Origin of the sequence: Streptomyces sp. NPDC007162, from assembly GCF_040634175.1 — a bacterium.
Classification (GTDB): domain Bacteria; phylum Actinomycetota; class Actinomycetes; order Streptomycetales; family Streptomycetaceae; genus Streptomyces.
In genome coordinates this window covers 42,165-56,047 of record NZ_JBEYFC010000001.1, presented here as the reverse complement: position 1 = coordinate 56,047, position 13,883 = coordinate 42,165, and the positions used below count along the sequence as shown (strand labels likewise).

The window sequence follows — 13,883 nt, the reverse complement described above, 5'->3', positions numbered from 1 at the left end:
CGGTCGTGTGCGCCCGCTTGGCGGTACCGTGTCGCGCACAGCAGGCCCGAGCGCCGCACCGCGACGGGCCCGGACCGGGAGCGCCACACAGCATGACTGAGCCCTTCCGGGGGGAGACCCCCGGACCCCCTGTGCCCGAGCGTCTGACGCACATCGACGACGCGGGCGCCGCCCGCATGGTCGACGTGTCCGGCAAGGACGTGACGGCGCGCACCGCCCGCGCGAGCGGACGCGTCCTCGTCTCGCCCCGCGTGGTGGAGCTGCTGCGCGGCGAGGGCGTTCCCAAGGGCGACGCCCTCGCCACCGCGCGCATCGCCGGGATCATGGGTGCCAAGCGCACCCCCGATCTGATCCCGCTGTGCCACCCCTTGTCGGTCTCCGGTGTGAAACTGGATCTGTCGGTCGCGGACGACGCGGTGGAGATCCTGGCCACCGTGAGGACGACGGACCGCACGGGTGTCGAGATGGAGGCCCTCACGGCGGTCTCCGTCGCGGCGCTCACCGTGATCGACATGGTCAAGGCGGTCGACAAGGGAGCGGTCATCACGGACGTACGCGTGGAGGAGAAGACGGGCGGCAAGTCGGGCGACTGGAGCCGGACGTGACGGGCGGCCCCGCGGGCGGCGGGGCGCCGTACCGGGCGCTCGTCGTGACCGCGTCCAACCGTGCCGCCGCCGGGGTCTACGAGGACCGGGGCGGCCCGCTGGTCGCGGCCGGCCTCAGGGGCTTCGGGTTCGCCGTCGACGGACCGCGGGTCGTGCCCGACGGGGAGCCCGTGACGGCCGCGCTGCGCGCCGGGGTCGAGGCCGGGTACGACGTCGTGGTGACCACCGGCGGCACCGGCGTCTCGCCCACCGACCGCACCCCCGAGGCGACCCGCGCGGTGATCGACTACGAGGTCCCGGGCATCGCGGAGGCCGTCCGGGCGTTCGGACGGGAGAAGGTGCCCACCGCCGCGCTCTCCCGGGGCCTGGCCGGGGTGGCGCGCCGGACACTGATCGTCAACCTTCCGGGGTCCACCGGCGGGGTGCGGGACGGCCTCGCCGTCCTGGAACCGCTGCTGGCACACGCCGTCGACCAGATCCGCGGCGGCGACCACCCCGGAACTGGCAGTGGAGGTGCGAGCTGAACAGCCCTTCCTGGCCCGTGGTGCTGGTGGACGGCGAGGTCGTCCTGCGGCCCATAAAAGTGCGCGACCAGCGGGCCTGGCGCGAGGTCAACCGGCGCAACCGGGACTGGCTGCGCCCCTGGGAGGCGACCATTCCGCCGCCCACCCCCAGCGGGCCGGTCGCGCACCGCCCGACCTTCCGGCAGATGGTCCGGCACCTGCGCTCCGAGGCGAACGCGGGGCGCATGCTGCCGTTCGTCATCGAGTACCAGGGGCGGCTGGTGGGGCAGCTGACGGTCGCCGGGATCACCTGGGGGTCGATGTGCTCGGGGCATGTCGGCTACTGGGTGGACCGGTCGGTGGCGGGCCGCGGGGTGATGCCGACGGCCGTCGCGCTCGTGGTGGACCACTGTTTCCGTACCGTCGGGCTGCACCGCATCGAGGTCTGCATTCGCCCGGAGAACCGGCCCAGCCGCCGGGTGGTGGAGAAACTCGGATTCCGCGAGGAGGGGCTGCGGCCGCGTTATCTGCACATCGACGGAGCCTGGCGTGACCACCTCGTCTTCGCCCTGACGGCGGAAGAGGTGCCCGAGGGGTTGCTCGCGCGCTGGCAGCGGGCACGCTCCAGGAGTGCGTCCGCGAAGGCGCCGGACACGACGGGCGGCCCGAACGCCCCCTGGAATCAGCAGAACACGTCGGGGAATCCCGGCTAGCCCCGGAAATGGAATACATGTTCGAAATTGATCGGTTGATGACCGTCTCCGGGCGTTGAATTCGCGACTCCGGTGGCCTGTTGATCGCATCGGTCACAAAAAAAGCTCGAAATATCAGCCGGATCGTGCGACACACCGACGCAATTGGCAGATGGCCCCACGCAAACCCCTCTACCGTGTGAGGCGTGAGCAGCAGCGGCCTCATCTACGCAGTCATTGTCGGGGCCTGGGCCGCCTACTTGGTGCCGATGTGGCTCCGTAGGCAGGACGAGCTGAACGAGGCCCGTCCGACGGAACGCTTCAGCACCGCCATCCGGCTGCTGTCCGGACGGGCGGGGATGGAGCGCCGGTACGCCAGGGACCTAAGGGCGCGCTCCGCCTCGGAGGGGGAGCAGGACGCCGGTGATCCGGACGCCACCGACTCGGTGGACGTCCGGGCCTTCGCCATGCCTCCGACCCGCCGTCAGGTTCGGGCGGAGGCGGAGCCGGAGGCACCCGGGTACCGGGAGGCGGCCCGCGACCAGCAGGCCGCTGTGGCGGCCAAGTCGCCCTCCGCGCCGGCACGTCAGCAAGGCGGCACGGCCGCCTCCGGGCAGGCTCCGGCATCCACCTCCGCGACCGAACCGGACGCGGCGCGCAAGCGGGTCCCGGCGGCCCGACGCGCGCCCAGCGCGCAGACGGCGGCAGCGCGCGCCCAGCGCTCGAAGGTGCTCGCCCGCCGTCGGCGCACCACCGTCCTGCTCTTCGTCGCCTTCACGCTCGGCGCGATCGTCGCGGCCGTCGGCGGGCTGGCGTTCCTGTGGGCGCCCGGCGTGCCCGCCGTGATGCTCAGCACGTACATCGCCCACCTGCGCACGCAGGAACGGCGCCGCTTCGCCTACCAGATGGACCGGCGTCAGGCCGAGGCCGCCGCACAGCGGTTGCGTGAGCGGCAGCCCCGGCGGCGCGCGCCCCTCGAACCGGGCGCGGTCGCCGACGAACCGGACGAGGGCCCGGCGACCGAGACCGACCCCGGGCTGTCCGCGCTCGCCGCCGACCGGCGTGCCCTCGTCGAGCAGACCGACCACGCCGAGTGGGTCGACCAGCAGCGCGAGCGGCAGCGGCGGCCCGGACAGGGAGACAGCTGGGACCCGGTACCGGTGCCGCTGCCGACCTACGTGACCGCGCCGGTCGCGCCGCGCGCCACCTCCGACGTGGACCTCGGGGCGCCCGACGCGTGGAGTTCCGCGCGGTCCAGCTCCGTCGCACCGGAGCAGGAGGCGAGGCCGGCGGCGCCGGAGGCCGAGGCGCAGGAGCCCGCCACCGACGACGACAGGCCGGACGACGGCCGCACCGACGCCCGCCGGGCGGCCTCCGCGCGCAGGGCACGGGAGCGCGGCCGTACGCCGCTCTTCGACCAGTACGAGGACGGCGAGCGCCCGCGCGCGGCCAACGAGTGATCCGCAGCGGGCCCGGGGCTCCCTCGGGACCCCGGTCCTGACCAGTCAGGGAACGGATTTCCAAGCACCCCGACGGGGATGCTAGAGTTTCACTCGTTGCAAGGGCCTGTGGCGCAGTCCGGTAGCGCACCTCGTTCGCATCGAGGGGGCCAGGGGTTCAAATCCCCTCAGGTCCACTGCACATCTGTTCTCGAGTCCGCTCGGGAGCGGTTGACGAGATCCCGTCGATCTTCATGATCGGTCGGGATCTTCGTCGTTTCCGGGGTCCGTTCGAACCCGCTCCCTGTTCGGGGTGGGACAGGGGGGACGGCGGCTGTCGGCGGATTCGGCGGGGAGCGGTGCGCTATGCCGGAGGGGTTGGCCCAGTGGGGATACGAGCTGTTCCTGAGGCGGGAAGCGGCGCGACGGCGCGGCCCGGCACCGGAGAACCACGCGGGAAAGGACATCGCGCAAAGGGGGTTCGAGCCATGCCTGCTGGCCCTGCTCCGGTTGTCGGTGGGCACCGACCCCGGCCCCGGTCTCACCACGGGGTGGTTCCCGGCGGCGCTCGTCCGCACCGGCCACCTCGTCCGCGCGGCCGAGCTGGCCTGGACGATCGGCGACGAACTCGAACGGAGCAGGCAGCTCCTGGCCCTGGTGAAGGCCGCGGCCGACGCCGGGGACCTGTACGGCGCCCAGGCGCTCGCCGAGTCCGTTCCGCTGCCGCAGCTGCGGGACGAGGCGCTGGTCGCCCTCGTACCGGCGTGGGCCCGTGCCGGTGAACGCGACCTGGCCACGGCGCTCGCAGAAGGGATTCGCTACCCGCACAACTGGGCGAGGGCCTGGGCCGTGCTGGCGCGGGCGGTGGCGGACGACGGCGACATCCAGGACGCGCTCGGGTTCGTCGGCCGCGCCGACGACGAGGCGCGGGCTTTCGTCTTCGACGGGACGGGAGAGGTACTCGTCCTTCTCATGGAGGCGGCCGCCGCCACCGGCGACCAGGAGCGGGCCGCCGCACTCGCCGACCGCGTGGAGGACTTCACCCGCTCCCACACCAGGGCGGCCTGGTCCAAGTCCCGGCCCCTGGCGGCGGTATTGGCCCGGGAGGCCCTGAGCGGAGACCTGGACCGGCTCGACACCCTGCTGCGTACCCCGTCAAGACCCTCCGCCGCCGGGGACGTACTGTGCGGTTGGGCGCTCGACGCGGCGGCCGACCAGGGCGGGGCGCAGGCCGACCAGGGCGGGGCGGGGGACGACCAGGGCGGGGCGGAGGACGTGGTCCAGGACTTGACCCGGGACGTGGGCCAAGGCGCGCCCCGGGAAGGAGAGTTCGACGAGTTCAGCCCCCGCCCCCTCCCACCCCGACCCTTCCTCACCGCCTGGGAGCTGGCGTGGGTGCTGGACGCCGTCGCGGAAGCCGCGGACCTGGATGTGGCCCTGGCCCTCGCCGACCGGGCCGAGGCGCTGCTCGAAAGCGGTGGTGCCGGCCGTGATCACGACCATCTGCTGAGGGCCGTGACACTTCTGCTGGCCCGCCGGGGACAGGCGGAGCGGGCCATGGCCCTCGCCGACCGGATCGACGCCGACCTGCGCGCGGGACGGCAGGCGGAGATCGTCGGGGAGCTGGCGCGTTCCGGCGACACGGACACCGCCGAGTCCCTCGCGCACGCGATCACCGATCCCCGGGCACGGGCCAGGGCGTTGATCGAGGTGGTCCGGGAGCTGGCCCGACGCGGTGCCCCGGACGCGGCCGAGACCGTTGCCAACCTGATCGACGACCGCTGGGCACAGGACGAGGCACTGGTGGCGGTCGTCCAGGGGCGGGCCCGGCGCGGCGACCCGGACCGGGCCGAGACCCTCGCCCACTCGATCGCCCACCGCGCGACCCGGGCCCGCGCCCTGGCCGCGCTCGCGGAGGTGTCCGAGCCGTCCCGCGCCCGCCGGCTCGCCGCCCAGGTCGTGGTTCTCGGCGGCTGGGACGCCGCCCTGCCCGTCCTGGAACGGATCGTGCCCCGTTCCACGGCCGTTGTCGTCGACCAGATGATGATCCGCGACGGACTATGACGCCCTGCCCGACCACCGCTGATTGCGAGCAGCCCCCGATGATCCCGAAACTGCCCCTGCACAGCCCTCGTTGGCGTGAACTCGACGGTGTGTCAGCCGAGGAGGTGAGAGCACTCCTGGAGGACATGGCGTCGGACGGTGCCACCGGGAGCGGCGACGCGTGGCCGGGCGCCTGGAAGGACCTGGCCGACGGCCTCATCGACGACGGAACCGTCTTCGACGGAGCCTATGCGGCCCTGCCGCACCTCGTAGCGGCCGCAGCGGCTCTGCCCCCGGACCGGACCGTGGATTTCTGGGTGGACATGGGACTCATCGTGACCGCGGAGGACCGGTCCCCCGTCCCGGCCGATCTCCAGGAGGGCTTCAGCGCCGCACTCCTGCTGGCAGAGCGGGCGGCCGTACGGAGTCTCCTCGCCACCGACGCCCCGGCAGAGGCCCGTACCTCCCTCGCGCTGAGCTGCCTCGCCTTCGCCGGTCACCACATCGGCACCGCCCTGTGGTCCCTCGAACCGCAGGAGGGGTACCTCGGGCTGCTGTGCCCCGGGTGCGGGAGCGACACCGAGATCCCCGACTTCTTCGTGGACCCGGTGCGTCCGCCCCTTGAGGCTCCGCAGCTGCCAGGAGCCGTTCCGGTCCGTCCGGGGGAGCACCCCTGGGGCGCGGTCGCCACCGCGTTGCGCGAGGAGTCGCTGGGGGAGGGGTGGGAACCCTTCCTGGGGGTGGCACGCGACGTCGCGGCGGCCGGCGTACACCCCGCAACGCCGGGCCGGGCCGCCCTGTGCCTGGTCGCCGGCATGGTCGCGGCCGACGGCGCCGGGCAGGCGGGGCGGGCACGGGCCCGCGAACTGATGCAGCTCACCGGGTACTTCAGCTGCTGGGACTGCGAACGGACCTGGACGATCGCCGACGGCCTGGCGGAGAACCCGGACGGCGCGCGCCCTCAGAACCACCCCTCGGCGGAGCGGACGGCCGCCGACCGTCCGGCTCCCGCCGCGGGGTCGGTGCGGGACGCCCCCACGCGTGAAGTGCCGGCCCGGCTCCGGCGGGACGGGAGGGCGCTGGTCACGGCCGACGGCACCGTCTGGGGTCACCTGACGGAGTTCTCCGACTCCGCACCCGACCCCGTGGCTGTCTCCATCGGAGGTGTCGACGCGCTGGCGGCCGTGTCCCGTCCCGGTCGGCCCGCACTCGTCGCCGGTGCCGGGGACCGGGGCGCGGTGTGCCTGTGGGATCCGGCCGACGGCCGGCTGGTCCACGGCCCGCTGCCGGGGTGCCCCGACCGGGTCCGCTCGCTGGCGGCCCTCCCCCTGCCCGACGGCCGCGTCCTCCTGGCCGCCGGGAGTGAGACAGGGACGATCGTCCTGTGGGATCCCGGCACCGGGCAGCCGGTCCTAGAACCGGTCCGCAGCACGCCGGGCGAGGTGGTCGGGATGTGCGCCGCGACCGTCCCCGACGGCCGGACCCTGCTCGTCACCGCCACCTCCCGAGGCGCGGTCCGGTCGTGGGACCCGGTCACCGGCGAGGCCGTCGGGAGCCTCAACCCGTACGGCAGCCCGATCCGGTCGATCACCGCCGTCCCGATCTCCGCCGGCCATACGCTGGTCGTCGCCGCGGACACCGGGGGCGGCGTCCACGTGTGGGACCCGGCCGTCGGCGACCCCTGGGAGCGGGGCGCGGCCGTGCAGTTGAGCGGACGCGCCCTCGGCGGTGTCGTTCACCGGGTGGCAGCCGTGGCGGCCGTACCCGCACCGGACCGCACGCTGCTGGCCACCGCGGACGACCAGGGCGTGGTCAGGCTGTGGGACCTCGCCACCGGAGAGCCGGCCGGCGACGCCCTGCCCGCCTCGACGGGCACCGCGGGCCTCCCGGTGGTGACCGCCACCACGCTGCCCGACGGGCGCCGCGTCCTGGCCGTCGGCAGCAGCCTCGGGCGCCTGCGGATATGGGAACCGGAGACCGGCACGGTGCAGCACATCGCACTGGACCTGGCGCCCACCTGTCTGGCCACCGCGGGTCCCGGCCTGATCGTCGGACACGCCCGCGGAGCAGTCGGGCTCCCACTCACCGGCCGGTGAGAACGCCGCCACCGGCCGCCTGCGGTGGGAGCGGGTGACCGGCCACGTGGACCGAGCCCGGCCCGCGGTGGCCGACGGCACGGCGTACACCGCCGGCGGGAAGCCGCGCGCCCACGAGCACGTCACCACCCCCGCCGTGGCCGACGGCCGGGTCCACCGGTGGTGGCCGACGCCCCCGTCTGCACCGGCGGTCACCACGGCCTGTGCGCGCTGGACGCCGTCGACGGCACGAAGCGCTGGGAGCGGCGCTTCGCCCCCCCCGGGGGCAGCCCGGACTGGCGCGGGCTACAGATCTCCGCCCAGGTCCTTCGCGAAGCAGCGGCTCGACTCGTGGTGGCGGTAGTAGCCGAACTTGGTGCACGGGGCGTAGCCACTGGAGGTGTAGAGGGCGATGGCCTCCGGCTGCTTGGTGCCGGTCTCCAGGACCATGCGCAGCCGGCCGGCCGCGCGGGCGTCGTCCTCCAGGGCCGTGAGGATCCGGCGGGCCAGGCCCCGGCCGCGCATCCCCTCGACGACGAACATGCGCTTGAGCTCGGCGTCGCCGTCCTCGTTGCCCTCACCGTTCGCGTCCTGGCTGCGCCAGCCGCCGGTGGCCACCGGGCGCTCGGACTCGTCGTACGCGATCAGGTAGACCCCGTTCGGCGGTGCGAAATCGGATGCGTCGAGGACCGTGGCGTCACCACCGTCGCCGTAGCGGACGTGGTACTCGGCCTGGACCTCGTCGTTGAGCTTGACGGCGTCGGGATGGTCGAACGCAACGCGACGTATATTCATGTGAGGTATCGTATATTCGTGCGGGCGGCCGGTCGGGCGGCGCGGTGGGCATCGGGACGCCGTCCAGTGTGCCGGTATCGTTCCCGCCGTGCTGACTGTGACCTCGGTGAATGTGAACGGGCTGCGGGCCGCCGCGAAGAAGGGCTTCGTCGAGTGGCTCGCTCAGACCTCCGCGGACGTGCTCTGCCTCCAGGAGGTGCGCGCGGAACCGCAGCAGCTCCCGGAAGAGGCGCGCGCGCCCGGCGGCTGGCACGTCGTGCACGCCCCCGCGGCGGCCAAGGGGCGCGCGGGCGTCTCCCTGTACACCCGGCGTGAGCCGGACCGGGTGCGGATCGGCTTCGGGTCGGACGAGTTCGACACGAGTGGGCGCTACGTCGAGGCCGACCTCCCCGGCGTCACCGTGGCCTCCCTCTACCTGCCCTCCGGCGAGGTCGGCACCGAGCGGCAGGACGAGAAGGTCCGCTTCATGGGCGAGTTCCACGCCCACCTGAAGGAACTGCGCGAGCGGGCCGCCGCCGACGGACGCGAGGTCGTCGTCTGCGGCGACTGGAACATCGCCCACCAGCAGGCCGACCTGAAGAACTGGCGCGCCAACGCCAAGAATTCCGGCTTCCTCCCGGAGGAACGGGAGTGGCTCGGCACCGTCCTGGACCCGGCCGACGGCGGCTACGTCGACGTCGTACGCGCCCTCCACCCGGACATGGAGGGGCCGTACACCTGGTGGTCGTATCGGGGCCGGGCGTTCGACAACGATTCAGGATGGAGGATCGACCTCGCCGTGGCGACCCCTGGACTGGCGGCCCGCGCCGTCAAGGCGTTCGTGGAGCGGGCGGCCAGTCATGAGGAGCGGTGGTCGGATCACGCTCCTGTGACGGTGGTCTTCGAGACGTGAGCCGAGGCGGGCCGTCAGGCGGAGGTGAAGGTCAGGCGTGAGGTGTCGGGCCCGGCCGGCCGGTCAGGTCCGCCACCCGAGCGCCCCTTGCCGACGTTGACGCGCACTCCGTCCCTGAGCAACTGTTCCCGCGTCACCTCACCGGCCGTGCCGAACGCCTCGCGGTAGCGGTTGACGGCGTACTCGTCGAGCCAGTCAGAGCGGATTCCGGTGGAGCGGGGACAGATGTCGCCGCGTGCTGTCGCGCGGCACACGTAGTCGCCGTACGGATAGCCCTTGCATGCGGCGAAGTACATGCGCCCTTCGCGGCCTGCGCAATGCGCGATGCCGGTGAGCAGGGCGGTTGTCCGGCTTCTCGGTCGGCGAGTGCCGTTGGAACGGGCCGCCAGGATGTCCTGCAAGGCTTGGAACTCCTCCTCGGAGAGCAGCGCGGACACGTCGACGCTCCTAGGCGGAGTCGGCCGTACCCCGGGGCTGGTCGCACAGCCGCCGGGGCCTTTCGACTCACTCTCGGAGCACGAACATCATTCCGAGGGGCAGTCTCCGGAAAGTACCCCGAAGGAGTGAGTCCCTGCGGTCGGCGATCTAGCCATGTTTCCGCAGCCGGCGGTCCAGGGCCAGCGAGACCTCCGCCTCCACCACGCTGCGGGCCAGCGGGCGTAGCCGGGCCAGGTCCTCCTCGGAGCCGTGGCGCAGGACGAGGCGGGCGAAGAGGTCGGCGAGGGCGTCGGCGTGTTCGCGTACGCTGCGGCCCGCCGCCAGCACCTCCGCCAGCGGGAGGCCCTCGCGGACCAGGGCCGAGGAGGCGTCGAGGAGGCGGCGGCTGATGTGGACGATGTCGTCGCCGTCGGTGCCCAGGTAGCCGAGCTCCATGGCGGCGGCGAGGTTCTCCGGGGTGACCTCGCCCTCGAAGCGGGCGGCGAGCTCCTCGGGGGTCAGGCGGACCGGTTCCTCCTCGCTGGGGGTGTCCACGCCGAGCAGGTCGGCGACGTCCCGGCCGTGGTCGAGGGCCTCCGCCAGTTCGGCGATGCCGTTGAGGGTGTGGCCGCGCTCCAGGAGTGCCGAGATGGTGCGCAGCCGGGCCAGGTGGTGGTCGTCGTACCAGGCGATACGGCCCTCGCGGCGGGGTGGCGCGATCAGCTTGCGTTCGCGGTAGAAGCGCAGCGTGCGCACGGTTATGCCGGCCCTTCCGGCCAGCTCCTCCATGCGGTACTCGCGCGGTCCGTCGTCTTCTGCCACGGCCGCAGCCTATGTCGTACCACCGGTACCCGCGGCGGAGCCGCTTACGGGAACGTCCTCCGCGCAGCCCCTACCCATCAGTACGGAGCTGCCCTAAAGTGCGACTGCGCCAGTGATTACTGGCGTAATCGCGGTCGAGGTGTGGAGGCTCCGGGATGGCCCAGCACGAACATGCAAGGGTGGCGGTGATCGGGTCCGGGTTCGGCGGACTGGGCGCGGCCGTGCGGTTGCGCCGGGAGGGGGTCACCGACTTCGTCGTCCTGGAACGGGCGGGCAGCGTCGGCGGCACCTGGCGGGACAACAGCTATCCGGGGTGCGCCTGCGACGTGCCGTCCCACCTGTACTCCTTCTCCTTCGCCCCGAACCCCGACTGGCCGCGCACCTTCTCCGGGCAGGAGCACATCCGCGCCTATCTCGAGCATGTCGCCGACACCTTCGGGCTCCGGCCCCATCTGCGCTTCGACGCCGAGGTGAAGCGCATGACCTGGGACGCGCGGCAGCTGCGCTGGGACATCGAGACGGCCGCCGGCACCTTCTCCGCCGACGTCGTCGTCTCGGCCACCGGCCCGCTGTCCGACCCGAAGATCCCCGCGATCCCGGGCCTGGACTCCTTCGAGGGCGAGGTCTTCCACTCGGCGCGCTGGAACCACGACTACGACCTGCGCGGCAAACGGGTCGCCATGGTCGGCACCGGTGCCTCCGCGATCCAGATCGTGCCCGCGATCCAGCCCGAGGTCGCCCGCCTCACCCTCTTCCAGCGCACCCCGCCCTGGGTGATGCCCCGCGTGGACCGCGCCATCGGCGCCGCCGAACGCGGGCTGCACCGGGCGCTGCCCTTCACCACCCGGGCCCGGCGCGGGCTCCTGTGGGGCATCCGGGAACTCCAGGTCCAGGCGTTCACCAAGCACCCCGACGAACTCGGCCTGGTCGAGAAGCTCGCCCTGCGCAACATGGCCCGCGCCGTCAAGGACCCGGCGCTGCGGGCGAAACTCACCCCGGACTACCGCATCGGCTGCAAGCGGATCCTGCTGTCCAGCACCTACTATCCGGCGCTCGCGCGGCGGAACGTGGACGTGGTGGCGAGCGGGCTCGCCGAGATCCGCGGTTCGACGGTGGTCGCCGCCGACGGCAGCACCGCCGAGGTGGACGCGATCATCTTCGGCACCGGCTTCCACGTCACCGACATGCCGATCGCGGAACGGGTCGTCGGCGCCGACGGACGCACCCTCGCGGAGTCCTGGCAGGACGGCATGCAGGCGCTGCGCGGTGCCTCGGCCGCCGGGTTCCCCAACTGGATGACGATCATCGGACCCAACACCGGCCTCGGGAACTCCTCCATGATCCTCATGATCGAGTCCCAGCTGAACTACCTGGCCGACTACCTGCGCCAGCTCCGGGTCCTCGGCGGCCGGGCGGCCCTCGACGCGCGCCCCGGTGCGGTGGCCGCCTGGAACGACAAGGTCCAGGAACGGATGAAGCGCACCGTCTGGAACACCGGCGGCTGCACCAGCTGGTACCTGGACGCGAACGGCCGCAACACCACCATCTGGCCCGGCACGACGACCGAGTTCCGGCGCGCGACCCAGCGCGTGGACCTGGGGGAGTACGACGTGATCCGCCCGCCCCTGCCGGACGACGCGGGCCGCGCGGACGGTGCCAGGTCCGGCGCGGAGGTGGGCGCGTGAGCCGGCTCGCCCATGTGACCAGCGGGCCCTACGCCCCGCCGGTGCCCGCGCGGGAACTCACCGTCGTCTCCGCCGACGGCGCCCGGCTGCACGTCGAGGTGCACGGCCCCGAGGACGCGCCCCCCGTCGTCCTCGCCCACGGCTGGACCTGCTCCACCGCCTTCTGGGCCGCGCAGATCCGGGAACTCGCCGTCGACCACCGGGTCGTCGCGTACGACCAGCGGGGTCACGGGCGCAGTCCCGCGAGCCCCGCGTGCACCACCGGCGCGCTGGCGGACGACCTGGAAGCGGTGCTGGCCGAGACACTCGCACGCGGGGAGAAAGCCGTGATCGTCGGCCACTCCATGGGCGGCATGACGGTCATGGCGGCCGCCGCGCGTCCCCGCTTCCGGGAGCACGCCGCCGCCGTTCTGCTGTGCAGCACGGGGAGTTCACGGCTGATCGCGGAGGCGCTCGTCATACCGTTGCGCGCCGGGGCGGCACGCACCTGGCTCACGGCGCGCGTCCTGGGCTCACGCGCCCCACTCGGACCGGTCACGCCCGTCGCGAAGCGCGTCCTCAGGTACGCGACCATGGGCGCCGGTTCCGCCCCGCACATGGTGGAGGCGTGCGCGCGGATCGTGCACGCCTGCCCGCGCGCCGTACGGCATGCCTGGGCGGGTGTCCTCGCGGAACTCGACCTCGACTCCGGCGTACGGGAGTTGCGGGTCCCCACGGCCGTCCTCACCGGTACGGCCGACCGGCTCACGCCCCCGCTGCACGCCCGCGCGCTGGTCGCCACGCTGCCGCACTCCCTCGGCGTCACCGAGCTGCCCGGCGTGGGCCACATGACGCCGGTCGAGGCGTCGGAGCCGGTCAACGGGAAGATCCGGGAACTCGTCACCACGTATGTGGCGGTCACCCCGGCGGACACCGGCGCCGAGGCGCCCGAGCGGATCACGGAGGGCTCATGAGCAGGGTCGGTCTCGAAGGACAGGTCGCGGTCGTCACCGGAGCGGCGCGCGGGGTCGGCGAGTTGCTCGCCCGCAAGCTCTCCGCGCGCGGGGTGAAGGTGGCGCTCGTGGGGCTGGAGGAGGAGGCGCTGAAGGAGGCCGCCGGACGGCTGCACACCGAAGGCGCCCACTGGTACGCCGACGTCACCGACCACGAGGCGATGAGCCGGGTCGCGGCCGAGGTCAAGGAGCGGTTCGGCAGGGTCGACATCGTGGTGGCCAACGCCGGGGTGGCGAACGGCGGTCCGTTCGCGGACTCGGATCCCGAGGCCTGGCGGCGGGTGATCGAGGTCAACCTGATCGGCTCGGCGGTGACGGCACGGGCGTTCCTGCCGGTGCTCCGGGAGAGCCGCGGCTATCTGCTCCAGGTCGCCTCGCTGGCCGCCATCACACCGGCACCGATGATGAGCGCGTACTGCGCGTCCAAGTCGGGTGTGGAGGCGTACGCGCACAGTCTGCGCGCGGAGATCGGCCACCAGGGCGTGCGCGTCGGCGTCGCGTACCTGTCGTGGACGGACACCGACATGGTGCGCGGCGCCGACCAGGACGACGTGATGCGGGAGTTGCGGCAGCGGCTGCCGTGGCCGTCGAACAAGACGTACCCGCTGGGTCCGGCGGTGGACCGGATGGTCGCCGGGATCGAACGGCGCTCGGCGCACGTGTACGGGCAGTGGTGGCTGCGCGGGATGCAGGGCGTGCGCGGCTACCTGCCGGCGCTCATCGGGACGGTCGGGCAACGTGAGATGAAGCGGTTCGCGCCCCGCCTGCAGGGTGTGCGCACGGGGCTCGTCGGTGCGGGTGGGGCGGCCGACGAGGAGGCGCGCACTACGCAGCGTCACTGATCGACATGCGTGCGTAGCCGGCCCGTGTGAATCTGGTCGAGGCCCCACTGAGGGCCGATTCCCCACACCTTCCACGGGAGT

At 73.2% G+C, this 13,883-nt stretch carries 13 protein-coding genes and 1 tRNA gene; 11 read left to right on the top strand and 3 right to left on the bottom strand.

All coding sequences use genetic code 11. The annotated features are described in order from the left end of the window. Positions 1-92 precede the first annotated feature (92 nt). The 7 genes from moaC (at position 93) to ABZ646_RS00220 (ending at position 7,378) form a co-directional block, all read left to right on the top strand. A complete protein-coding gene (gene moaC, locus ABZ646_RS00250) occupies positions 93-605 on the top strand; it encodes a cyclic pyranopterin monophosphate synthase MoaC (RefSeq protein ID WP_360511326.1) in 513 nt (170 codons plus the stop codon). Beyond that, a complete protein-coding gene (locus ABZ646_RS00245) occupies positions 602-1,129 on the top strand; it encodes a molybdenum cofactor synthesis domain-containing protein (RefSeq protein ID WP_360511325.1) in 528 nt (175 codons plus the stop codon). Before moaC ends, ABZ646_RS00245 begins: the two co-directional genes overlap by 4 nt. A gap of 20 nt (positions 1,130-1,149) precedes the next feature. Next, the gene (locus ABZ646_RS00240; RefSeq protein ID WP_360511361.1) at positions 1,150-1,821 is read left to right on the top strand and encodes a GNAT family protein; all 672 of its coding nucleotides are present in this window, start codon (positions 1,150-1,152) and stop codon (positions 1,819-1,821) included. Between the two features lie 185 nt (positions 1,822-2,006). Then, positions 2,007-3,260 (top strand): gephyrin-like molybdotransferase receptor GlpR, encoded by a 1,254-nt coding sequence (gene glpR / locus ABZ646_RS00235; RefSeq protein ID WP_360511324.1) that lies wholly within the window; start codon positions 2,007-2,009, stop codon positions 3,258-3,260. A 102-nt stretch (positions 3,261-3,362) separates the two neighbouring features. Beyond that, a tRNA-Ala gene (locus tag ABZ646_RS00230) sits at positions 3,363-3,436 on the top strand. A gap of 169 nt (positions 3,437-3,605) precedes the next feature. Further along, the gene (locus tag ABZ646_RS00225) at positions 3,606-5,303 is read left to right on the top strand and encodes a hypothetical protein (RefSeq protein ID WP_360511322.1); all 1,698 of its coding nucleotides are present in this window, start codon (positions 3,606-3,608) and stop codon (positions 5,301-5,303) included. A 104-nt stretch (positions 5,304-5,407) separates the two neighbouring features. Further along, on the top strand, positions 5,408-7,378 hold the full coding sequence (locus ABZ646_RS00220; RefSeq protein ID WP_360511320.1) for a hypothetical protein: 1,971 nt from the start codon (positions 5,408-5,410) through the stop codon (positions 7,376-7,378). Positions 7,379-7,663: 285 nt separating this feature from the next. On the opposite strand, the gene ABZ646_RS00215 is transcribed toward ABZ646_RS00220, so the two are convergent. Next, entirely contained in the window at positions 7,664-8,152 is a 489-nt protein-coding gene (locus tag ABZ646_RS00215) for a GNAT family N-acetyltransferase (protein ID WP_360511318.1), read from the bottom strand. A gap of 88 nt (positions 8,153-8,240) precedes the next feature. Here ABZ646_RS00215 and ABZ646_RS00210 point away from each other — a divergent pair, with 88 nt between their 5' ends. Next, complete coding sequence (locus ABZ646_RS00210) at positions 8,241-9,044, top strand: exodeoxyribonuclease III (protein ID WP_360511316.1); 804 nt, start codon at positions 8,241-8,243, stop codon at positions 9,042-9,044. Between the two features lie 14 nt (positions 9,045-9,058). Here the strand turns inward: ABZ646_RS00210 and ABZ646_RS00205 are convergent, their stop codons facing one another. Together ABZ646_RS00205 and ABZ646_RS00200 are read right to left on the bottom strand one after the other, a co-directional pair. After that, positions 9,059-9,481: a hypothetical protein gene (locus ABZ646_RS00205; RefSeq protein WP_360511314.1), complete on the bottom strand. Its 423-nt coding sequence runs from the start codon at positions 9,479-9,481 to the stop codon at positions 9,059-9,061. Between the two features lie 148 nt (positions 9,482-9,629). Next, entirely contained in the window at positions 9,630-10,250 is a 621-nt protein-coding gene (locus ABZ646_RS00200; RefSeq protein WP_360511359.1) for a MerR family transcriptional regulator, read from the bottom strand. 188 nt (positions 10,251-10,438) lie between these two features. On the opposite strand from ABZ646_RS00200, the gene ABZ646_RS00195 reads away from it, so the two are divergent. The 3 genes from ABZ646_RS00195 to ABZ646_RS00185 are packed head-to-tail and all read left to right on the top strand — an operon-like array spanning position 10,439 to position 13,802. Beyond that, positions 10,439-11,968, top strand: a complete 1,530-nt coding sequence (locus tag ABZ646_RS00195; protein WP_360511312.1) for an NAD(P)/FAD-dependent oxidoreductase — start codon at positions 10,439-10,441, stop codon at positions 11,966-11,968. Continuing rightward, entirely contained in the window at positions 11,965-12,921 is a 957-nt protein-coding gene (locus tag ABZ646_RS00190; RefSeq protein WP_360511310.1) for an alpha/beta hydrolase, read from the top strand. The genes ABZ646_RS00195 and ABZ646_RS00190 overlap by 4 nt, the downstream gene beginning before the upstream one ends. Beyond that, entirely contained in the window at positions 12,918-13,802 is an 885-nt protein-coding gene (locus tag ABZ646_RS00185; RefSeq protein WP_360511308.1) for an SDR family oxidoreductase, read from the top strand. The genes ABZ646_RS00190 and ABZ646_RS00185 overlap by 4 nt, the downstream gene beginning before the upstream one ends. Positions 13,803-13,883: the final 81 nt, after the last annotated feature.

Bases quoted from the DNA above. Each gene is read 5' to 3' on its own strand.
- ABZ646_RS00200 (WP_360511359.1), bottom strand. From the start codon at position 10,250: ATGGAGGAGCTGGCCGGAAGGGCCGGCATAACCGTGCGCACGCTGCGC.
- moaC (WP_360511326.1), top strand. From the start codon at position 93: ATGACTGAGCCCTTCCGGGGGGAGACCCCCGGACCCCCTGTGCCCGAG.
- ABZ646_RS00195 (WP_360511312.1), top strand. From the start codon at position 10,439: ATGGCCCAGCACGAACATGCAAGGGTGGCGGTGATCGGGTCCGGGTTC.
- ABZ646_RS00225 (WP_360511322.1), top strand. From the start codon at position 3,606: ATGCCGGAGGGGTTGGCCCAGTGGGGATACGAGCTGTTCCTGAGGCGG.
- ABZ646_RS00215 (WP_360511318.1), bottom strand. From the start codon at position 8,152: ATGAATATACGTCGCGTTGCGTTCGACCATCCCGACGCCGTCAAGCTC.
- ABZ646_RS00185 (WP_360511308.1), top strand. From the start codon at position 12,918: ATGAGCAGGGTCGGTCTCGAAGGACAGGTCGCGGTCGTCACCGGAGCG.